Raw genomic sequence first — 21,303 nt, forward strand, 5'->3', positions numbered from 1 at the left:
GACGTTTCTTATAATTCCGTTATGGAAATATTCATGGAATATCCAACAAAAAACGCCCCCGATTTTCGTCGGAGGCGTTTTTTATACAAGACGATTCAAATTATAATATCAGGATCAATACCAAAATGATGATGATAATAGCACCTACTGAAAGGTAAATACCGCCGCCGCCAAGGGCATTGGCTTCTTTTTTCATTGATTTTAATTCGGTACGCAATTCCTTACGTTCGGTTTTGGTAAGCTCCGATTTATCCATCGCTTTAATCTCGTTAACGCGGGCCTTGATCTCCTCAACACGGGCTTGTTTTTGCTCGGTTGTCATGGTTGCTATTTCTTCCTTGCTTAGTGGGGTAAGCGCGTGGCTATCAGCAGCAAAGGAACTCAATGCTGTAAATGACAGCAGCATGGTGAGGGCTAATAAATAAACTTTAGTTTTCATAGTTTTAATATTTAAGTGATTCTTTCTATGAAAGAGAAAAAGTGTGAAAAATGTTTTATCTAAGTATAAAATTATTGTAACCCAAATGTTACAAGCAAACAAAATAAGCTGATTCAAAAACATGTCCCACGCTTAATTTTTGGATAGCTTCTTTATCCTTAATGTCAACGTGTTTGCCTTCGGTATCGGCGCAGCCAAGCCAGGGTTCTATGCAAACAAAATCAGCCCCCGGTTTGGCCCATAAACCAAGATAATTAAAATGAGGAAATTCAAGCGCTAAGGTTTGATCATGTTTATCGCTTTTAATAGTTACCATGCGCGATTTTAGATCTTTAAAAACAAGTGCGTCATCCTTAAACAGGTCGCGGGTTAAGTAAAGTTTTTTGTTGGGAGTTGGTACAGGGTGGGTTACGCCGTTAAAGAAGCCATCTTTTGATAAAAGGTGAGTGTTAAAATGTTCTTCAGTTTCAAACTCCAGGTAATAGTCCTCATAGTTTTCGCCTTTGTTAAAGGGTACATTAAATGCCGGGTGCCCGCCGACAGAAAAATATATTGATTTTTTATCGAGGTTGATCACTTTATAGGTAATCCTAAGCGCGTTATCAATAAGGTGATACAGGATCTGGAAATCAAATTTAAAAGGATAAACCTTTAAGGTGTTTTCGCAATTTGGTAACGAATAGCTTGCCGATGTCTCGTCCGACTCTAATAAGAAAAATTCCGACTGCCTTGCAAAACCATGGCGCGACATGGCATATTTTTCACCATCAACCAAAAGTTCATTATTAATGAGGCCGCCTACTACCGGAAAAAGATTGGGGGCATGCCATGGCCATATTTTTTCATCAGCCTGCCACATATGTTCAATACCTGTGGCTTTATTGATAAATGAAATCAGTTGAGCGCCTTTGGTGTCGATAGCTACTTTAATGTGGTCGTTTTCTAAATGAGTGATCATAGGTGTATAATTAATGTAAAAGCCCGGCTTTATAAATCATAAACCGGGCCTTAAACCAATGTATTAAGAATTCGTTAATTGGACAACTTCCGGTTCAACGAAGTTAACAAATCAATCATCATCCTGTTCTTTTTTAGGTTCTAAAATTACAAAAGCGCTCCTTTTTGGTGCAGGCATAACCGATGCTTCGCCTTTTACGTACTTCCAAACCACTTCATTCAGGTCGATATCGGGTGCGGCGTCTTCCCTGGCAAAATTAAACAGTTCCGAGCGTTTGCTGCTCTCGTTTACCGCTATATTCCGCTGTTCCAAATCAACCTGTGCCGGCTTGGCAGTATATGGTGTAAGGTCGGGCTTGCTGGTGAAACAATCAAATAGCGGCATAGCGGCTGCATCATACTGGCTCATTGGAGGCAAGCCTAAAATAAGCTCGATGGTACGTAAAACACCCGAGGTTGAGTACATGCCGTGGATCACAGCGTTGCGTTTTACATACGGACCGGCTACAAACACCGGTGAACGGTGGGCATCAATATGGTCGGGGCCGTTTTGGGCGTCATCTTCCAAAATAAAAACCACCGACTCTTTCCAGATCGAACTGTGGGATAAATGTTCGATGAACTGGCCTATGGCAAGATCATTATCGGCCACGGCGGCGATAGGCGATATAGCGCCTTTGCGCTGCCCGCTGGTATGGTCGTTTGAAATGCGCACGGTGTTAAAATGCGGCACCGCGTTTATAGTGAGTAACGAATCAAAGTCATGGGCCCAGATCTCAGTCCTTTTAACATCTTTCACATTCAGGTCAAAGCCAGGCGACTTGATACAAAAATGCCCTTCCAGCGATTTTAAGTTTGCTTTGCCGGGGTTGCCATCGCTCACAAACTCGCCGTAAGTACGATAGCTTACACCGGCGCGTTTGCAATAATCCCATATAAAGCCATCGCGCGGATAGGCGGCTTTGCGGGTACCTTCAAAATCATAATTACCACCACGGCTTCCGTAGCTGGTTGGCCATGTTTTTTCTACAAAATCAGTGGCATAGGCAGCCATGCTCCAGTTGTGGCCGTCGGCGCTTACTTCGGCATCAACGTAAAAGTTATCAAGCAGTACAAATTCATTGGCAATAGCGTGATGGTTAGGCGTTACTTTTTTACCGAAGATGCACAACGAAGTATCGCCGTTCCCTTGCGGCATATCGCCTAAAACCTGGTCGTAAGTGCGGTTTTCTTTAATAATATAGAACACATATTTAATAGGCGACTTTTCGCCCAGGCGCCGCGGAATGGGATTGCCTTCTTCTCCCTTGGCTGTTTTTTCAACTTTAGCTGTAAACGGTGTATTGGCGTAAACTTGTTTGGTGTAAGTTTTCAGTTCGGCATCAGACGGGCTGTTGATAAATGACAGCGTACCTTTAAACAGGCCACCTATGTATTGCTCCCGGCTGTTGATGGCCCCTTGCTTGTAACCGCTGTTATCGGTTTTTTTAACCGGCTGCGGCCCTTTAGGATTGGCCATTGATGAAAACCCTTTGCCGTTTGATACCAGGATTTTATTACCCAATACTTTTACGTTGGTTGGGTACCAGCCTACCGGGATAAAGCCCTTGCTTTTGCTGCTGCCCGGCATAGTAACGTCAAATACAGCAAGACAATTGTTATCCGCGTTGGCTATATAAAGCGTTTTCCCGTTTGGCGATAAGGCCAGGCCATTGCTGGTTGAACCGGTGAGGCGGGTAGGATAAAGCGCGGTAGAAATGGTTTCTATTATTTTATGAGTTGAAGTATTTACTACTGATACCGCATTATCGTTCGCATCGGCCACATACAGAAATTTCCCTTTCTTATCTAAAAGCAGTTCGTTAGGATGGCTGCTGGTTTTAATAGTGCTGAGCGTTTGCGTAGCTATGTTGTAAAAGCCAAGCATATCACCACCCCATAAAGAGATGTACAGCGTTTTTTCATCGGGCGATAAAATGCAGCTGTAAGCTTCGGCCGGCAGTTTTACCTGTTTCAGAATATCTTTTTTATCAGGATCGATAATATAAAGGGTGCTGTCTTCCTTTGTTACCGAATACAGGCGGCTGTTACTTTTGTTAGTTACCATGCCGGTAGGGCAAACCTTATTTTTGGGCCAGGCATTTGGTGCTAATTTGATGGTATCCGGGGTGCCCAATTTGTTACCGGCGATGTTGAATACCAGGATCCAGTTGTCATTACCGCCTGATGCGTATAGTTTTTTTTCATCACGGCTAAAAGCCAGCCCGTACCATGATTTTTTAACCACTACCTCGTCAAGCAGTTTTTCGTTTTTAGGATCGATGAGCTGTACCGACTGGGTGCTTTGGCCGTTGTTGGTAACAGCTAATAATTTACCCGACACGGAAAGCTGCATGTTTAACGGCAGATCACCGAGCGGTAAAGACCTGCCTGCGGGACTAAGCTTCCAGCCGTTGGGCAATAATACCTGCCCTGTTTGTTCAATTTTTCCCGGAGTTTGAGCGAATGATTGTAAAGCCGCACATAAAAGAACAATGCCGGCGATGAGTTTTAGTTTCATAAGAAAACGATTGTAGCCAAAATTACAAAATCGTTTTATTCCGAAAGGCTTGTTAACAGAAACTTAATACAACTTTATATCTACAGATTTTCTACAGAATTTAAAATTGCTATTTTAGTAAACTTGAATTTGAACAAATAGTTTCTGCTATGTTTAATTTATTCAGAAAGAAGCAAATACCACTCATAACACATCAATATAAAAACTTGATTATTGCCCTTCCTGCGCATTGGCAGTATGAATCTGAAGGAGAGGATCAGGAAGCTTGCTTTGATCCGAAATCGAAAAGTAGCCTTCGTTTTAATATTATGGAGGCAATTCCTCCGGAAGGAATTAATGAAGACGAAAATTTAAAACTTTTGATTGCCGGTTTGCCTTATGCAACCACCGTGCATGGAACAATTTTGGCAGGACCTGCTTATAAAGAATCGGAAGATAATGGTGCAATGATTATGCTTATCACCTGGCGATTGATAAAGCCTGAAAAAACGATTGCGGTTATTACCTATACGGTTTTGTCTGCTGAAAAAGATTCAGCATCAGAAAAGAAAACCCTAAACCTGATCAGAACTTCGCTGCTAAATGCGCAATTAACATAGTTTAGCAATAAACTAAAAAACAAATCTTTCGTGACGCATGATTTAGCCTCTGGTCAGCATACAATAAGCGTATCCGGCCGTTAGTTAAGTAACTGTTTTTTAAACTGGTTAGGGCTGATACCTGTTTCTTTTTTAAACAGCCGTGAAAAATATGGAAGGTTCTCAAAGCCAAGTTCGTATGCTATTTCAGAAACACTTTGGTAATCACTTTTAAGACGGTTTTTTGCCTCGTTTATAAGGTAAATATGGATCAGTTCAATAGCAGTTTTTCCTGTTTCCTGCTTAAGCATATCACTTAGGTAACGAGGTGATAAATTAAGTTGTGAGGCCAGCGCGTTAACAGAGGGCAGTCCCTGGGTTAGCAATAAGCCGTTGGTAAAATAAGCTGCTAATACTTCATTAAACTTTGATACTGTTTTACCCGAAAGCTCTGTACGGTTAATAAACTGGCGTTTGTAAAACCGTTGCGAGTATTTCAGGATAGAATCAATATGCGTAAGTATAATATCGCGGCTATATTCATCGGTGTTATTGTGATATTCGGCTTCTATCTTGTAATAAAGGTCCCACATGATCTGCTCTTCCGATGGCGAAAGGTGCAGCGCTTCGTTGGCTTCATAATCAAAAAAAGCATATTTGCTGATTTCGTTATGCAGAAAGTGGCCGTTCAGAAAATCCTCGTGGATGAACATGATAAACGCATCCTCATCGTACTCCACACTGTTAAACTGGATCACCTGCCGGGGTTTGATGAACATCATGCTGCCATTATCATGATCATATTTTGTGCGGCCATACATGATCTGGCCTGCCTTAAGTTTTTTAAACCCGATCATGTAAAAATCAGATGTAAACTCTCTTTCGCCAAACCCACAGGTGTGGGTACACCTGTACAAGCTGAATAGCGGGTTCTCCGGCATCGGGAAACCGTTGGAGCGGTGCATATCGGCCAAACTTTTAAAATGCTGCATGATGAATAAAGTTAAACAAATCTACGCCGAATTGCGGCGTAGATTATATCAAATAATACCATTTATATAGAAGCCGAAAGCAGAACGCTTAAAGCCCAAAGCTATGGTCTGATTATTAACAGGAACTATAATATTATTTACCGTGCGCAGCGGCAGCTACCTCGTTCCAGCTATCCCACTCGGCAGCACGGCCTTCATAAGTTTGTTTAACCCATGGATACGCGTGTTTACCCAGGAATAACCGCAACGGAGGGTTTTCGGTGTCAATCAGTTTCAGCACAGCATCTGTAGTAGCTTCCGGTACACCGAAAATATCGGTGTCATTTAAACCAGCCTGGAAAGCTGCCCTTACCGCGTCATATTCCGGCATTGCCACGGTTTGCGCGGCAGAAGCACCGGCCCAATCAGTTGCAAAGCCGTTAGGTTCAATCAGCGAAACGTTTATTCCAAAGCCTTTTACTTCGGCGGCCAGGGTTTCACTTAAACCTTCTACCGCAAATTTAGAGGCGTTATATAAGCCCAGCACAGGTAAAGTAACGAGGCCAAGCACGCTCGAAAGCTGGATAATATGGCCGTAGCCTTGCTCGCGCATTACAGGTAACACTGCCTGTGATAACCATAGTAAGCCAAAAAAATTGGTTTCCATCTGCTCGCGGGCTTCCTGCTCGGTAGTTTCTTCAACGCTGCCGAATAAACCGTAACCTGCATTGTTGATCAGCACATCAATACTGCCGAAATGTTCTTTTGCTTTGCTGATGGCCTCAAAATCTGCCTCGCGGTCATTAACATCCAGTTGCAGCGGTAAAATATTGTCGCCATATTTATTTACCAGGTCATCCAATGCGCTCAGGTTACGAGCGGTTGCTACTACTTTATCGCCTCTTTGCAGTAATGCCTCGGCCCATAATTTACCGAAGCCACGTGATGCGCCGGTAATGAAAATTGTCTTTGCCATTTTTGTTGTTTTTAAATGATAGCACAAAATTAATAGGGCAAACACAGGCTGATTTATACAGAAGTGGGGAACAATGATACATTTTTACGCGGGGGCTTGTGATTGGTAATGAGAGTGTCATTAAGCGTAAATATCGGCAGAGATTATGGTATGTAAAAAGCAAAAACCCGTCAACGGGAGACGGGTTTTTGCTTCAAACTCCCTCTCCAAAGGAGAGGGCCGGGGGTGATGTTATTTACTTTTCAGTACCAGTGTAGCACTTTTCAATCCATCAGCCGAGGCGGTTAAAGTGATCGTGCCGGCTTTTTCTTTGGCCTGTACTATGGCCAGCGCAAGGCCATGAAATGCTTTTCGGTAATCAGCTTTAAACGGATCATGGCTAACCGGATCGCCGTTGTCAACGCTGGCAATGGAGCCCTCGCCGGCAATCTTAAAGTTTACCTTGTTATCAGCATCAGGTACAACGTTGCCGTCTTTATCCAATATTTTTACGGTGATAAATGACAGGTCCTGACCATCGGCTTTGATCTGCGAACGGTCGGCAGTCAGTTCGATTTTTGCAGGAGCCCCGGCGGTATGGATCTCGCGGGTTAACACGGTTTTGCCGTTTTTGCGTGATATAGCTTTCAGCGTGCCGGGCTGGTATTTTACACGCCACATCACATGCAGGTCGTCGCCGGTTTTCTTTTGGATGCCCAATGATTTACCGTTCAGGTAAAGTTCAACCTCATCGGCATTGTTATAGTATGCCCAGATGTCGATCATTTTACCGGGCTGCCAGTTCCAGTGCGGGAAAATATGGAGCACATTTTTATTGGTCCACTCGCTTTGGTACATATAATATACATCTTTAGGGAAGCCGGCCAGGTCAATAATCCCGAAGTATGAGCTGCGCGATGGCCATGAATATGGAGTTGGTTCGCCCAGATAGTCAAAGCCCGTCCAGATGAACATGCCCGAAAGGAAGTCGTACTTTTTCATCACCTTCCAGGTCATTTCATGTGTTGATCCCCATGGTGGTCGGGTGTTGTCATATGCCGAAACATTGTTGCCTTCCCTTACAAAAGGTTTATCATAGCTTGGCGGCCAAACCCTGATGCTATCCGAAGGCATTTCATAATAACCACGCGTTTCCAAACCCGAAGTAGTTTCAGTAGCAATAAACTTTTTACCCGGGTAACGGTCATGAAACTTAGCGTAATCAAACTGGTGATAGTTATAACCAACCAAATCAATAGCACCCGATTTTATAATTTTGTTGGTGCTATCCGGACGGTCATTAGCGGTAGTGAGCGGGCGGGTTTTATCGAGGCTGTGAACAATAGCCGCCAACTCAGGCGCAATGCGTAAGGCGCTGGTATCTGCCTGTTGCGGGATTTCGTTGCCGATACTCCAGATCATGATGCTTGGGTGATTGCGGTCGCGTTTGATTTGGTCTTCCAGGTCGCGTTTATGCCATTCTTTAAAGTACAGATGATAATCGTAAGTAGCCTTTTTCCATTCCCAGCAATCAAAGGCCTCATCCATCACAATAAAACCCATTTTATCGCAAAGGTCGAGCAGTTCGGGAGCCGGAGGGTTGTGCGAGGTGCGGATGCCATTACAGCCCATCGCTTTGAGCATCTGCAACTGACGCTCCAATGCACGGTTGTTAATAGCTGCGCCAAGGCTGCCAAGGTCATGGTGATTACAAACACCTAAAATCTTCATCGGCTTCCCGTTCAGGCTGAAACCTTTATCGGCATCAAAATTAAAATAGCGGATCCCTACGGTGGTGGTATATTCATCAACTACTTTTTTGCCTTCAATAAGCTGGGTAACGGCTTTATATAAGTACGGGTTCTCTACCGACCAAAGCACCGGGTTTTTTACCGTAAGGGTATTGGTTATCGTTAAAGGCTCATTTTTATTTTGCGCTGCCGATGTAGCTTCGCCCGCGGCGGCTACCTGTTTACCGGCCGCGTCATAAAGTTTGGTGCTGATAAGCACCTGCGGCGATGACTGGTCATTATGCAGTTGTACCTGTACATTTACTTTGGCAGACGCATCGCTGATATCGCTCGTAGTTACATAAGTACCCCAATGATCGATAGCGGTTTTGTTGGTAGTAACCAACCACACATGGCGGTAAATGCCCGAACCTGAGTACCAGCGCGAATTTGGCTGCACCGAGTTATCAACTTTAACAGCGATAACGTTATTACCGCCGAAATTTAAGTAAGGAGTAAGTTCATACCTGAAAGAGATATACCCGTTTGGCCGGAAACCAAGATGATGGCCGTTGATCCATACATCACTTTTTTGATATACGCCATCAAAATCAATATAAACCAGCTTGCCTTTTGATGTAGCCGGAACAGTAAAAGTTTTGCGGTACCAGCCAATGCCGCCGGGCAGGGCGCCGCCTTCAGGTGTGGCCGGGTTATCTTTTGAAAATTTACCTTCAATACTCCAGTCATGCGGCAAATTGAGCACGCGCCATTTGCTGTCGTTCAGCGTTGTTTTTTCGCCGTTTTCAACAGCGCCGAGGTTAAAGCGCCAGCTTTTATCAAAATCAAGTTTCTGCCGGTTTTGGGCAAAAGGTTTTAACGCGGCCAGCGTCAGGACGGCAAGGATGCATGCAAACTTATAAGCCCCGGCGCGGTGGGTTTTTATTGATGACATAATATCGTTTGAGATTAAATGTATTTTGGACACTAAATTATAAATAATAGGCTAAAAGCAAAGGAATAGTATAAATTAACCGGGGGGATCGCTTTATGCTAAATTATGTGTAAAATATCAAACTACGTCTTAGATGCTGTTTAAGAATGATTAAATGAGACTACTATATCCGCCACGTCATTGCGAGGTACGAAGCAATCCCCGACTATACAGGGCGGATTTGCTTAGCGGATCTGCCTCTTGGGGATCGATTCGTGCCTCGCAATGACGGCTTTTATATAATTTTTAAACAGCTTCTTAGTGTTTAATACTATTTTCTCTAACATTCCGTTTCAAGATTCAATGAAAGCAATCGCCTTTATCATGTTAATTTTTATGGTGCTCATTTCCGTAATACCGGGGAAAGCGGCGCCTGTGAATAACATGTCGAAAGAGTGCTGTCGTCATATGGATCATATGCCGCAGAAACAGCATGGCGGTCAAAAAGGATGTGACGGTGGCACGTGCGTTACTTTGCTATCATGTAATAATTGCTGCTTTTTAAAAGTTGAACCTGTCAAGGCCGGACCTGTTGCCGTTATTATTAGTAGCAATGCTCCTTTGCTTTACCTCGCAGGCAATTTATCCGATTACGCAAACACCTGCTGGAACCCTCCGAAAGCTTGATAAAAAGACATCTGCCTGTTTTCAATAGTGTATCTTTTTATTAAAAATTCAAATTAAAAATCATGAAAAAGTTTCTTTTCATCACCACTGTGATGCTGTTTACCATATTTAATATTTCGTTTGCTAATACGCCTTGCTGCAATAACAAAATGAACCATTGCACCAAATGCGCAAAGTCATGCACCCGGCCAACGTGTTTAGACAACTGCAGCAAATCATGCAAAGCCTCGGGCGATTGCAATAAAACCTGCGGCAAATAACAAAACGCCCCCGGTAGAAACCGGGGGCGTTTTGTTAACTATCAATTTTAATGAACCTTATCGGTTTTATATATCCCAAGCGGCCCATCTATAATATCAACAATCTGCTTACTGAACAGTTGGAAATGCTCCTGCTTAACATGCTGATCAAGCCCTTCCTGGCTGGCCCAGGTTTCGTGAAAAATAAACTGGGTTTCGTCAGTTGTTGACTGGTATAGCTCGTATTGCAAACAGGCTTCTTCCTGGCGGGATGCTGCTACCAGCTTATCCAAAAAATCTTTCATTTGGGCAGTGGTGCCGGCCTTACACTTCACTAAGGCTGTTAAGTAAATTTTCATGGCTTGGGTTGTTTTGAGTAAATAGTTTGTTTAAATGTTCGTGGTAGCGTTGCAGGTTCTCCTCAATATTAGCGTTTTTCATTACGTCATAAAAGTGGATACTTTCTAAAGCCTGCATGCCGGTAAAAGCGTTCATGCGGTGAAAGCCAAACAGGGGGCCTTCGTCAACACTGCGTTCGTTAAAAAACTCGCCGGGTAAGGTGAAAGCTGTAGCCGGTGCATTCCACGAGGTGGTAAGCATGTATTTTTTGCCCTGCATTAAGCCGCCTGTGCCGTAATTAATACCGGGGTTTTCGGCGGTGCGGCCATCGCTGCGGTAAATGCCGTTTTGATACCCGGCGGTAAAAACTTCGTCGATATATTTTTTAAAGGCATGCGGTACCTGGAACCACCAAACCGGGGTGTGGTAAATGATCACATCGGCCCATTTATAGTTTTCGGCTTCCTGCATCGGATCGTAAGCGTTATTTACGTCGGTTGAACGAACTTCAAAATCAGGATAAGCGGTAAAATACTGCACGGTAGTATCCAATAAAGTTTTGTTAAATCTTCCGCCGGAGTGACCGAAGATCTGCCCTCCGTTTATTACAAATATGTTTGTCATTTATTTTCTGTTTTAATTTTCATCAAAATTACACCGGCTTAATTAATTATTAAAATAGTATAATTTATTACATTTGTATCATAATTATAATAGATAAGCTATGGTGAATTTTGAATGGTTCCGTACGTTTAAGGCAATCTATGAAACCGGGTCGCTAACCGGGGCGGCCGAAGCGCTGTTTATTTCGCAGCCGGGAGTGAGCCTGCATTTAAGCTCATTAGAGAGCTATGTAGGCTATAAACTGTTTGATCGTACTTCGCGTAAAATGGTATCGACAGAGCGGGGGAAGATCTTATACAACTATATCCTGGAGGCAATTTGTAAACTGGAGGATGCCGAACGGCACTTTCATAAAAGTACTGAAAAAGATGTGCCTACTATTAGTATAGGCATGTGCTTTGAAACTTTTCAGTTTACGCTTGAATCCTACCTGCCCACATTGCCTTTTAATGTGATCATTAAATTTGGCGAATACCCCGAAATGCTGGCCGACCTGGACAGCGGCATCCTCGATATGATTGTTACGCCTCATAAAGGCGATTATAAAGGTCTTGAGTATAAACCCTTTTTTAAGGAACGCATAGTGGTACTGGCCGGGGCGCAAACGCCAACCGACGAATTTAATGAACTATTGAAAACTAAAGACCTTAACCAGATTCAAACCTGGCTTAAAGCCCAAACCTGGTACGGCTCATCTGGCGATATGGAACACCTGCGGCGCTTCTGGCATATCAACTTTGGTAAAAGGCCCGATTTTAAACCCAATTTCATTGTGCCAAACATGGGCTCCATTATCCGCTGTCTCAGCAATGGCAAGGGGATAGCCGTGATCCCCGACTTTCTTTCAAAAAAGGAGCGCGATAGCGGCAACATCAAATTGCTTTGGGAAGGATATAATTTAATTGAGAACACCTTGTACTTCGGCACCCGCAAAAAATCCATTTATGCGGAGCAGGTGGCTATGATCCAGGAAATTTTTGAGCGGGAGATGGTGTAAGCCTCTAATCGCCGCCGCTCGCCTCCGGCGAGTGGCAACTATCGGGGCGCCTCTGGCCGCCGTGGCAAAAGAAGATCATGTGATTATTGAAACTCAAACATGTCTTTGCTAAGGCCACCCGTATACCATCTGCCATTTATAAAGTAATAAGTTTCCTTACCTAAAATGATCATAGGGAAATTACCTGCGATTTTTTGTTTGGTCTTGTTTTTTGCGGTGATAAAGTGATCGTATATGTCTTGCTTAACGCTGTAAAAGACATTTTGCTGCGTGTCGAAGGCTAAAACTGTGTTATTGTCATAGGCATAGTTTTCTTTAGGGCGAGGTTTTGAATCAACAAAATCATGTACACTGACTTTTAATTTGCAGTTGTTAACACTGTTGCCAACCAAACGCAATTTAATGCGATACTCTTCCTGTTGTTCGCCGGATTCTCCGGTAAGATATCTTAAAACATGCATGGCCTTGTATAGATGTTGGCCATCCACGCAGATGATCAGTGTATTTCCTAACCCAACCCCCGATCCGCCTCTTACTGCATAGTTAATCGCAATGAAGTTTTTATTCAATAACCTAATGTCAGGAGGTTCTCCCCAAAAATCATCTATTGTAATAATATCCTTGAGGCAAATCATTTTAAGCACGTGGTTTGCATAGTCAGGAACGATCTTCACCGTTTGATTTTTACCATCGATCGAAATTATGTGATATGTTTTTGTGTCTCTCCCGGTTGCTTTTGCTTCGTATGTTTTCAGTTCATCCTGAGCAAATGCATGATTGAATGAAAGCGTAAGGATAGTAATAACTAAGGCGCATTTGTTCATAAGGCAGGTATTTACACCGTTGGTGTGGCCGTAAAAATACTCGCGTAATATTTACGATAGGCAAACAGCAAAAATACCTCTAAAACGATAACTGCCAGTCCAATTGGCAAACCGGCCGGTGCCAAAATGGCATGGAACAGGAATATATTAAGTGCAATAGGCAGCAGCAATAACACAAACAGTGCCGTATACCGGTTAATAATTAAAAACAGGCCGCTGGTTATTTCAATTACCTTCATGTATTGAAAAAAATAACCTGAACCAAATAACCCGCCGCTAAATGCCTGTGCCTTATCGCTCATGGGCGGTTGGGCCATATGCAGAAACTGGAAAAAGAAGTTTAAACCAAACACCACGAAGACCAGGCCCAGCAAAACGCGGGCAATTAATACTGCAATTTTCATAATTAATAGGTTTAATATAAGGTTAAACACTAAGTTTAGTAATTTAATTGACATATTCAAATCCGCCTCATAGCTAACTATTTAAACAGGCATTACTTTTGATAAAACAGGACATATGAACATTCAAAAAATAACTTTTGGCAACGGTTGCTTTTGGTGCACCGAAGCCGTTTTTCAATCGCTTAAAGGTGTAACATCAGTAACCTCGGGTTATATGGGCGGTAAAGTTTTAAACCCAACCTATGAGCAGGTTTGTACAGGCGCTACCGGTCATGCCGAAGTGATTCACCTGGAGTATGACGCCGACGTGATCTCGTTTGATGAATTACTATTGGTTTTCTTTAAAACCCATAACCCAACAACGCTTAACCGCCAGGGCAATGACGTGGGCACACAATACCGCTCGGCTATATTTTATTATACAGATGAACAAAAGCAGGCTTCGGAAGCGATGATCAAAACACTTACAGATGAGCAGGTTTTTGACGATCCTATCGTAACCGAAATCACCCCGGCAAGTACATTTTACAGCGCCGAAGCTTACCACCAGAATTATTTCAACGATAATCCTAACAAGTCGTACTGCGCGTTTGTTATCCAGCCAAAACTCAATAAATTTGCCAAGGAGTTTAAGGATAAAATAAAGCCGGAGCTGTTATAAGATGCCTATCATACGGAGTGTTTAAATCGAGCGGCTCTGAAGATGAAATAATATAAAGCAAAAGGGCCTGTCACCCTGAGCCCGTCGAAGGGTCGTGGGCAGAGGCCCTGTTCACCATGCTTCGAGGGCCTCAGCATGACACCCGTTTTAGTTAAACGGTAGTTCGTCAAAGCATGCCGGCGTACTTTTTCCGCATGAGTCTTCAGCAAGGTCTCGACCGGCACTCTTTTTAATCAACCCACATGAAAAAAAGTTATAGCTATCTACTATCTGGCCTGTTGTTATTCAGCGCCTGCTCATCTGTTAAAAAAACAGCCAATCCTAATCCCAGCATTACCAACGATGGTAAGATCTGGACTTCATTATGGCAGCAGCGGGCAGCGGAATACAAAGCATTATGCTTTCAGGCCTATAACGTGGCTAAACTCAGGGTTGATGAAGGGATTAAGAACCCCGGTGATAAACCGCTGGCTATCGTTACCGATATTGACGAAACTGTGCTGGATAATAGCCCGTATGATGCTCATCGCGCCTTGCAGAACTTAGATTACAGCGATGCCACCTGGAAACAATGGACCGACAAAGCCCTTGCTGATACAGTGCCGGGCGCACCTGCTTTTTTTAAGTACGCTGCATCAAAAGGGATCACGATATTTTACATCACCAACCGTAATGAAAATGAGAGGGCAAGTACGCTTAAAAATCTGCAGTTGTACGGATTGCCTAATGCGGATGACGAACACCTGCAGTTGAAAACCACTTCGTCGAGCAAGGAAGCGCGACGTCTTAACGTTTTAAAAACACATAACATCCTGCTGCTTTGCGGCGATAACCTGCCCGATTTTGACCTGCTGTATGATAATCACCCGGCCGAAGAAAGCAGAACGGCTACTACACAAAAGCTGCAAGCGGAATTTGGCAAAAGGTATATTGTTATTCCCAATCCTTCATATGGTGATTTTGAGGGGGCACTTTTCCGGTTTAATTATAAGCTTAGCCCTGCCCAAAAAGATTCGGTGATCAGGGCGAAGATCAAAGCCGATCAATAGAGTTCCCGATCTGTAACGATTGACCGGGGATAGCCGCCTGGCGGGTATATAACTTAATTGCCTGTATTTACGTATATTTACACGCTGATCCCGCTGTGGGTTTAATTATTTTATATAGCTAAAAGCATTTTATTTAGTTTAATAAAATAATTGAATGTTTGGGTGATGTCATAATCTTGTGGTAAAATGTGCATGAAGCGCAAATAAATTGCAAATTTGCATACTGCATTATTATTATTCAGTTAACCCCTGTTTAACTATGAGTGATAGAACTATTCTGGTTTGGTTTAGAAACGACTTGCGCATAAATGATAACGAAATTTTGTTAGAAGCCGTGCGCAAGGCTGATAAAATACTGCCGGTTTATTGTTTCGATCCTTATTATTTTCAGCATACCGAAACAGGGGCTTCAAAAACAGGGAATTTCAGGGCGAGGTTCCTGTTAGAGGCCGTTGCTGATCTCCGCAAAAATTTACAGGGTTTTGGTGCCGAATTGATCATCCGCATTGGTAACCCTGCCGATGTGATCCCGCAGCTTGCCCAGGAATACCAGGTAAATGAAGTTTATCATCACCGTGAGGTAGCCTACGAGGAAACCAATATCTCCGAACAGGTTGAAACTGCACTATGGAAAATGAGACTTAACCTCAAGCATTTCATCGGTCATACCATGTATCATAAGGAAGACCTTCCTTTCCCGATCAAGGATATCCCGGATAGTTTCGCGGTTTTTAAAAAGAAGGTGGAACGTGACAGTAATGTTCGCCCGTGCGTACCCAAACCCGATCATATCAGCGTTCCGGAAATTACCGATGCCGGCGAATTGCCAACCTTGCAGCAATTAGGTTTAAACGAGCCTGTTGACGATATGCGCGCTACTGAATATTTTCAGGGGGGCGAAACAGCGGCTTTGGTACAAATGCATAAGTGTTTTGCCAATGCAGACCATTTGCTGAAACAAAAAAATGGGCGTAACGGCTCTGATTGCTCTTCAAAACTTTCTCCCTGGATCTCGATAGGATGTATCTCGCCGAGGCAGGTTTACTGGGAAATTCAGAAATATGGCAGTAATGGTAACCTGTTAAAGCTTGAATTGCTTTGGCGCGATTACTTCAGGTTCATGTTTAAAAAACACGGCCAAAAATTTATCAAAGCTAAAGACGAAGCTCAGGGCACTGACCTTGCACCGGACGCCGACCTGTTGCTCCAAAAATGGAAAAACGGCGAAACAGGCGTGCCCCTTATTGATGCAGCAATGCATGAGCTTAACGCTACCGGCTATATCAGTAATCAAAACCGGCAGGTAGTAGCGGGCTATTTGGTAAATACCCTTAAAGCCGACTGGGTACAGGGGGCTGCTTATTTTGAAGAAAAGCTTATTGATTATTCGCCGGCCAGCAATTGGGGCAACTGGGCCTTTATTGCCGGTGTTAACGATGCTAAGGAAAGCAAATACGCTATAGTTACCAAGCTGCCCAAAGAGCTTGAAGCCAAAACCGATTTTGTGAATACCTGGCAACCATCATCCATTGATGAAGCCGGGGATTTGGTTGGGGTGTAATTGAAATTCGACGTTTTGGCGTTTTGATAGTAGCGATATCGTCCATCAGCCGATGGATAATGCCTTGCGCAGTATAACCGGACCATGAGCCGAAGCAATACCTAAATCTTATCTAATTATTATTTCTATAAACCATCTATTTAAATAACTGTTGTTCTTTTGCCTCAAAACTCCGTATTTTCCCATTTAAGGATAAAATAAGCTTAACAAAGGCTAAATTTCTTTACAATTAATTATGAAGTATATAGCGGTATATCATTACTTTTGTACCGTTTTAAAGATCAGTTTCACATGGATCGTCTCAATTATATAAATAGCGGAAACGCTGCCTACATATCTTCCCTATACGAACAGTACAAACAGGAGCCGGAATCGGTTGATTTTGGATGGCAAAAATTCTTTGAAGGATTTGATTTTGGTAAAGATACCGATGCTGCCGGGGCAATTGCACCTGCTGCAGTTGGTCAAGCTACTCCTGAACATTTCTTGAAGGAAATTAACGTATTAAACATGATAGATGGTTACCGCTCACGCGGGCATTTGTTTGCAAAAACAAACCCCGTTCGCGAACGCCGCCATTATTACCCAGGCAAGGAGCTTGAAACTTTTGGTTTGAGCGAAGCTGATCTTGATACCGTTTTTAATGCGGGTGTTGAAGTAGGCTTGGGCGCTGCCAAACTGCGCGATATCCGCCAGTTACTTGAGGATACTTACTGCCGTTCAATAGGTACGGAATATAAATACATCCGCAATCCCATTAAAATAAAATGGTTTGAAGAGCGGATGGAGGGCCATCGCAATACGCCTTCTTTCACCCTTGATGAAAAGAAGGAGATGCTTAATAAGCTGAATGAAGCCGTAACATTTGAAAACTTTTTAGGTACCAAATTCCTTGGTCAAAAACGTTTTTCACTGGAAGGTGCCGAAGCGCTGATCCCTTCAATGGATTCGGTAATTAAAAAAGGCGCCGATCTGGGTATCGAGGAGTTTATCATCGGTATGGCGCACCGCGGGCGTTTGAACGTATTGACCAATATCATGGAGAAAACCTATAAAGAGGTATTCTCTGAGTTTGAAGGTAAAAACTACGATTCTGAATCACCTTTTGGTGGCGACGTGAAATACCACTTAGGTTTTTCAACCGATGTGCATACCAAAAGCGGTAAAAAAGTTCACCTGAGCCTTTGCCCTAACCCATCGCACCTCGAAGCGGTTGACCCGGTTGTGGAAGGGATCACCCGTTCAAAAATCGACTTTAAATATGGCGGCGATCATTCAAAGATCGCTCCGATCCTGATCCACGGCGATGCTTCAATTGCCGGACAAGGTATAGTATATGAAGTTTTACAAATGGAAAAACTGGATGGCTACCGCACCGGCGGCACCATTCACCTGGTTATCAACAATCAGATAGGTTTTACCACCAACTATAAAGATGCACGTTCAAGTACCTATTGTACCGACGTTGCCAAAACTGTGCTTTCGCCGGTTTTCCACGTAAACGGTGATGATGTTGAAGCTTTGGCTTACGTAGTAAACCTGGCTATGGAATACAGGCAGGTATTTAATGAGGACGTATTTATCGATATCCTTTGCTACCGCCGTTATGGTCATAACGAAGCTGATGAACCTAAATTCACCCAGCCGCTGTTATACAAAGCAATCGACGCGCACCCTAACCCGTTAAAGATTTACAATCAAAAACTGATAGATGAAGGCAGTATAGATGCTGAATTCTTAAAATCTATTGAAAAAGCCTTCAAAGATGAGTTACAGCAAAAACTGGACGAAGTAAAATCAGAGGAAAGGTTTACTGATACCATTGCCATGTTTGAGGGGGCCTGGAGCGGATTGCACCTGGCAAGCCATAAAGAACTGGTAAAAGCTATTGATACTTCTGTAGCCGAAGAAACCATATTGGAGATCGGTAATAAGATCACTGTGTTGCCACCAAATAAAGAATTTTTCAAGAAAATTGAAAAGCTTTTTGAAGACCGCAGTGCCATGGTGAACAAAACCAAAGTGTTTGACTGGGCCATGGGCGAATTGCTTGCCTACGGAACTCTGCTAAAAGAAGGTTACCCGATCAGGTTAAGTGGCGAGGACGTGAAACGCGGTACTTTCTCGCATCGCCATGCGGTATTGACGCTGGTTGATTCGGAAGACGAATTTACACCGCTTGCTGCCATTAACCCCGAAGCTAAACTGAGCATTTATAACTCTTTATTATCTGAGTATGGTGTTTTAGGTTTTGAATACGGCTATGCACTTGCAAACCCAACTGCTTTAACCATTTGGGAAGCCCAGTTTGGTGATTTCTTTAACGGTGCCCAGATCATTGTTGATCAGTACATCGCCAGTGCCGAAACTAAATGGCAGCGTGGCAACGGTTTGGTTATGCTGTTGCCTCACGGTTATGAAGGCCAGGGCCCTGAGCACTCATCTGCGCGTGTTGAACGCTTTTTAGAACTGTGTGCCGATGATAATATTCAAATTGCTAACTGTACAACCCCTGCTAACTTCTTCCATATTTTAAGGCGTCAAATGCACCGTGATTTCCGCAAGCCTTTGATCATCTTTACACCAAAAAGTTTGTTGCGCAGCCCTAAATGCGTATCGCCAATTGAAGATTTTACCAACGGCAAGTTCCACGAGTTGATAGACGATACTTATGTTGACCCTAAAAAGGTAAAACGCGTATTGCTGTGTACAGGTAAAGTTTATTATGACCTGTTGGACAAACAACAGGCCGATAACCGCAAGGATGTGGCTATTGTACGTGTAGAGCAGCTTTACCCAACTCCGGTTACGCAAATTTTGAAGATCAAAGCCAAATATGAAAAGGCAGAGTTTATCTGGGTACAGGAAGAGCCTGAAAACATGGGCGCATGGCCATACATTTGCCGCAAATTCCATAATGATAAGGTGATTAACCTGAGCGTTATTTCGAGGATAGAAGGCAGCAGTACTGCTACCGGCTTTGCTAAACAGCATGCTGCCCAGCAGTTATACATAGTTTCAAAAGCTTTTGAAGCCCCAGCCGGTAAAGCTGTTAAAGAAGCTGTTAAAAAAACAACAAAGAAAATGGCTGATGCCGGTGCTGATTGATCCGTCAATTAAGCATCCTGATATAATCCATTAAAAAATATAAAATCTACAATACTACAATATGAGCTTAGCGATTAAGGTGCCTACCGTAGGCGAATCAATTACAGAAGTAACCCTTTCGAGCTGGAAAAAGAAAGACGGCGACCACGTTGAAATGGACGAGGTTATTGCCGAACTGGAATCAGACAAGGCTACTTTTGAGCTTACTGCCGAAAAAGCCGGTACTTTAAAAATCGTTGCCAACGAAGGCGATGTACTACCAATTGGTGCTGTTGTTGCCAATATTGAAGACGGAGGTGCTGAAACTGCTGCCCCAGCGGCACAGCCGCAGCCTGAAGTTGTAGCCAACGCACCTGCTCCGGCCCCTGTTGCTGCTGCCCCGGCTGCTGCATCAGCAGCGTCTGTTGAAATTAAAGTACCGCCGGTAGGTGAATCTATCACGGAGGTTACATTATCCCGGTGGATTAAGAAAGACGGCGAAGCTGTTGCTATGGATGAAGCCATTGCCGAACTGGAATCAGATAAAGCTACTTTTGAACTTACTGCCGAAAAAGCAGGTACATTAAAAACAATCGCTAAAGAAGGCGATGTATTAGCGATTGGTACCGTAGTTTGTACTATTGAAGGTGCGGGTGCTTCACAACCTGCAGTTACCCCGGTAACCCCGGCTGTAGTTAACGCTACCGATGAATCGCCACGTGGTGGTGCAGCTGCCGAAAGTGCTAAAACTTATGCCTCAGGTACGCCATCACCGGCTGCCGCCAAAATATTAGCCGAAAAAGGTGTTGATCCAAAATCAGTATCAGGTTCGGGTGTTGATGGCCGTATCACTAAAGGTGATGCCCTTGGCGCGCAAGTCCCTGCAGCTAAACCAGCTGCTCCGGCTGCTCAGCCTGCTGCTGCCGCTCCGGTTGCAACTTCTACAGGTGGTGCCAGGGACGAAAAACGGGAGAAAATGACTTCGTTGCGCAAAACCGTTGCTAAACGTTTAGTATCGGTTAAAAATGAAACGGCAATGCTTACTACCTTTAACGAGGTAGATATGCAGCCGATCATGGAATTGCGCGCTAAATACAAAGACAAATTCAAAGAAAAGCATAATGTTGGCTTAGGCTTCATGTCGTTCTTTACCAAAGCTGTTACCGAGGCTTTGAAAGACTGGCCGGCTGTTGGTGCACGTATTGAGGGTGAAGAGATCGTATACAGCAATTTTGCTGATATCTCCATTGCTGTATCTGCCCCTAAAGGCTTGGTTGTTCCTGTTATCCGCAATGCCGATAGCATGAGCCTTGCCGAAATTGAGAAAGCCATTGTGGTACTTGCCGGTAAAGCCCGTGAAAATAAACTGACTATCCCTGAAATGACCGGCGGCACATTTACCATTACCAATGGTGGTGTGTTTGGTTCGATGTTATCGACCCCGATCATTAATGCACCGCAATCGGCCATTTTGGGTATGCATAATATCATTGAGCGCCCGGTAGCAGTAAACGGACAGGTTGTGATCCGCCCGATGATGTACCTTGCCCTGTCATATGATCACCGCATCATCGACGGCCGCGAATCGGTAAGCTTCCTGGTAAGGGTTAAACAATTGCTTGAAGATCCTGCAAGGTTGTTGTTAGGTGTATAACCCTGCAAAAACTTTATAAAAGAGATCCCGGTTGGTTTTCCCTTCCGGGATTT

Annotated in this window: 18 protein-coding genes; 7 read left to right on the forward strand and 11 right to left on the reverse strand. The window is 43.6% G+C overall.

All coding sequences use genetic code 11. From position 1 onward, the window contains the following. Positions 1-100: 100 nt before the first annotated feature. The 3 genes from FHW88_RS21240 to FHW88_RS21250 all read right to left on the reverse strand — a co-directional run bounded on the left by FHW88_RS21240 (position 101) and on the right by FHW88_RS21250 (position 3,956). Positions 101-439: a hypothetical protein gene (locus tag FHW88_RS21240; RefSeq protein ID WP_176627835.1), complete on the reverse strand. Its 339-nt coding sequence runs from the start codon at positions 437-439 to the stop codon at positions 101-103. Positions 440-527: 88 nt separating this feature from the next. Further along, complete coding sequence (locus tag FHW88_RS21245; protein ID WP_218117266.1) at positions 528-1,397, reverse strand: aldose 1-epimerase family protein; 870 nt, start codon at positions 1,395-1,397, stop codon at positions 528-530. A gap of 111 nt (positions 1,398-1,508) precedes the next feature. Further along, on the reverse strand, positions 1,509-3,956 hold the full coding sequence (locus FHW88_RS21250) for a bifunctional YncE family protein/alkaline phosphatase family protein (RefSeq protein WP_176627836.1): 2,448 nt from the start codon (positions 3,954-3,956) through the stop codon (positions 1,509-1,511). 149 nt (positions 3,957-4,105) lie between these two features. Here FHW88_RS21250 and FHW88_RS21255 point away from each other — a divergent pair, with 149 nt between their 5' ends. Continuing rightward, entirely contained in the window at positions 4,106-4,555 is a 450-nt protein-coding gene (locus FHW88_RS21255; protein WP_090534366.1) for a hypothetical protein, read from the forward strand. A gap of 80 nt (positions 4,556-4,635) precedes the next feature. On the opposite strand, the gene FHW88_RS21260 is transcribed toward FHW88_RS21255, so the two are convergent. From FHW88_RS21260 to FHW88_RS21285, 6 genes are all read right to left on the reverse strand, one after another. Further along, a complete protein-coding gene (locus FHW88_RS21260) occupies positions 4,636-5,526 on the reverse strand; it encodes a helix-turn-helix domain-containing protein (protein ID WP_090534368.1) in 891 nt (296 codons plus the stop codon). 133 nt (positions 5,527-5,659) lie between these two features. Then, positions 5,660-6,481, reverse strand: a complete 822-nt coding sequence (locus FHW88_RS21265) for an SDR family NAD(P)-dependent oxidoreductase (protein ID WP_176627837.1) — start codon at positions 6,479-6,481, stop codon at positions 5,660-5,662. Between the two features lie 231 nt (positions 6,482-6,712). Next, complete coding sequence (gene galB / locus FHW88_RS21270; RefSeq protein WP_176627838.1) at positions 6,713-9,145, reverse strand: beta-galactosidase GalB; 2,433 nt, start codon at positions 9,143-9,145, stop codon at positions 6,713-6,715. 706 nt (positions 9,146-9,851) lie between these two features. Continuing rightward, positions 9,852-10,067 carry a hypothetical protein gene (locus tag FHW88_RS21275; RefSeq protein ID WP_176627839.1) on the reverse strand — a complete coding sequence of 72 codons (216 nt, stop codon included), beginning with the start codon at positions 10,065-10,067 and terminating at the stop codon, positions 9,852-9,854. Between the two features lie 51 nt (positions 10,068-10,118). Then, a complete protein-coding gene (locus FHW88_RS21280; protein ID WP_090534378.1) occupies positions 10,119-10,409 on the reverse strand; it encodes a putative quinol monooxygenase in 291 nt (96 codons plus the stop codon). Continuing rightward, entirely contained in the window at positions 10,375-11,013 is a 639-nt protein-coding gene (locus tag FHW88_RS21285; protein WP_176627840.1) for an NAD(P)H-dependent oxidoreductase, read from the reverse strand. Before FHW88_RS21285 ends, FHW88_RS21280 begins: the two co-directional genes overlap by 35 nt. Positions 11,014-11,113: 100 nt before the next feature. Between FHW88_RS21285 and FHW88_RS21290 the strand changes: the two genes are divergently transcribed. After that, a complete protein-coding gene (locus FHW88_RS21290; protein WP_176627841.1) occupies positions 11,114-12,010 on the forward strand; it encodes a LysR family transcriptional regulator in 897 nt (298 codons plus the stop codon). Positions 12,011-12,093: 83 nt separating this feature from the next. Here the strand turns inward: FHW88_RS21290 and FHW88_RS21295 are convergent, their stop codons facing one another. Both FHW88_RS21295 and FHW88_RS21300 read right to left on the reverse strand, forming a co-directional pair. Beyond that, the gene (locus FHW88_RS21295; protein ID WP_090534384.1) at positions 12,094-12,834 is read right to left on the reverse strand and encodes a hypothetical protein; all 741 of its coding nucleotides are present in this window, start codon (positions 12,832-12,834) and stop codon (positions 12,094-12,096) included. Between the two features lie 11 nt (positions 12,835-12,845). Then, positions 12,846-13,238: a DoxX family membrane protein gene (locus tag FHW88_RS21300; RefSeq protein WP_175490114.1), complete on the reverse strand. Its 393-nt coding sequence runs from the start codon at positions 13,236-13,238 to the stop codon at positions 12,846-12,848. A 115-nt stretch (positions 13,239-13,353) separates the two neighbouring features. On the opposite strand from FHW88_RS21300, the gene msrA reads away from it, so the two are divergent. From msrA to odhB, 5 genes are all read left to right on the forward strand, one after another. Then, a complete protein-coding gene (msrA, locus tag FHW88_RS21305) occupies positions 13,354-13,899 on the forward strand; it encodes a peptide-methionine (S)-S-oxide reductase MsrA (protein WP_176627842.1) in 546 nt (181 codons plus the stop codon). A gap of 242 nt (positions 13,900-14,141) precedes the next feature. Continuing rightward, positions 14,142-14,948, forward strand: coding sequence for a 5'-nucleotidase, lipoprotein e(P4) family (locus FHW88_RS21310; protein WP_176627843.1), 807 nt, complete (start codon positions 14,142-14,144; stop codon positions 14,946-14,948). Between the two features lie 259 nt (positions 14,949-15,207). After that, positions 15,208-16,509 carry a DASH family cryptochrome gene (locus tag FHW88_RS21315; protein ID WP_176627844.1) on the forward strand — a complete coding sequence of 434 codons (1,302 nt, stop codon included), beginning with the start codon at positions 15,208-15,210 and terminating at the stop codon, positions 16,507-16,509. A 291-nt stretch (positions 16,510-16,800) separates the two neighbouring features. Next, a complete protein-coding gene (locus FHW88_RS21320) occupies positions 16,801-19,617 on the forward strand; it encodes a 2-oxoglutarate dehydrogenase E1 component (protein WP_090534392.1) in 2,817 nt (938 codons plus the stop codon). 61 nt (positions 19,618-19,678) lie between these two features. Beyond that, on the forward strand, positions 19,679-21,250 hold the full coding sequence (gene odhB, locus FHW88_RS21325; RefSeq protein WP_176627845.1) for a 2-oxoglutarate dehydrogenase complex dihydrolipoyllysine-residue succinyltransferase: 1,572 nt from the start codon (positions 19,679-19,681) through the stop codon (positions 21,248-21,250). Positions 21,251-21,303: the final 53 nt, after the last annotated feature.

The sequence above is a fragment of the Mucilaginibacter sp. SG538B genome, assembly GCF_013376065.1.
Taxonomy (GTDB): domain Bacteria; phylum Bacteroidota; class Bacteroidia; order Sphingobacteriales; family Sphingobacteriaceae; genus Mucilaginibacter; species Mucilaginibacter rubeus.

Excerpts from the sequence above, each read along its gene's own strand:
- FHW88_RS21240 (WP_176627835.1), bottom strand. The coding sequence starts at position 439 with ATGAAAACTAAAGTTTATTTATTAGCCCTCACCATGCTGCTGTCATTT.
- FHW88_RS21245 (WP_218117266.1), bottom strand. The coding sequence starts at position 1,397 with ATGATCACTCATTTAGAAAACGACCACATTAAAGTAGCTATCGACACC.
- FHW88_RS21250 (WP_176627836.1), bottom strand. The coding sequence starts at position 3,956 with ATGAAACTAAAACTCATCGCCGGCATTGTTCTTTTATGTGCGGCTTTA.
- FHW88_RS21255 (WP_090534366.1), top strand. The coding sequence starts at position 4,106 with ATGTTTAATTTATTCAGAAAGAAGCAAATACCACTCATAACACATCAA.
- FHW88_RS21260 (WP_090534368.1), bottom strand. The coding sequence starts at position 5,526 with ATGCAGCATTTTAAAAGTTTGGCCGATATGCACCGCTCCAACGGTTTC.
- FHW88_RS21265 (WP_176627837.1), bottom strand. The coding sequence starts at position 6,481 with ATGGCAAAGACAATTTTCATTACCGGCGCATCACGTGGCTTCGGTAAA.
- galB (WP_176627838.1), bottom strand. The coding sequence starts at position 9,145 with ATGTCATCAATAAAAACCCACCGCGCCGGGGCTTATAAGTTTGCATGC.
- FHW88_RS21280 (WP_090534378.1), bottom strand. The coding sequence starts at position 10,409 with ATGAAAATTTACTTAACAGCCTTAGTGAAGTGTAAGGCCGGCACCACT.
- FHW88_RS21285 (WP_176627840.1), bottom strand. The coding sequence starts at position 11,013 with ATGACAAACATATTTGTAATAAACGGAGGGCAGATCTTCGGTCACTCC.
- FHW88_RS21290 (WP_176627841.1), top strand. The coding sequence starts at position 11,114 with ATGGTGAATTTTGAATGGTTCCGTACGTTTAAGGCAATCTATGAAACC.
- FHW88_RS21295 (WP_090534384.1), bottom strand. The coding sequence starts at position 12,834 with ATGAACAAATGCGCCTTAGTTATTACTATCCTTACGCTTTCATTCAAT.
- FHW88_RS21300 (WP_175490114.1), bottom strand. The coding sequence starts at position 13,238 with ATGAAAATTGCAGTATTAATTGCCCGCGTTTTGCTGGGCCTGGTCTTC.
- msrA (WP_176627842.1), top strand. The coding sequence starts at position 13,354 with ATGAACATTCAAAAAATAACTTTTGGCAACGGTTGCTTTTGGTGCACC.
- FHW88_RS21310 (WP_176627843.1), top strand. The coding sequence starts at position 14,142 with ATGAAAAAAAGTTATAGCTATCTACTATCTGGCCTGTTGTTATTCAGC.
- FHW88_RS21315 (WP_176627844.1), top strand. The coding sequence starts at position 15,208 with ATGAGTGATAGAACTATTCTGGTTTGGTTTAGAAACGACTTGCGCATA.
- FHW88_RS21320 (WP_090534392.1), top strand. The coding sequence starts at position 16,801 with ATGGATCGTCTCAATTATATAAATAGCGGAAACGCTGCCTACATATCT.
- odhB (WP_176627845.1), top strand. The coding sequence starts at position 19,679 with ATGAGCTTAGCGATTAAGGTGCCTACCGTAGGCGAATCAATTACAGAA.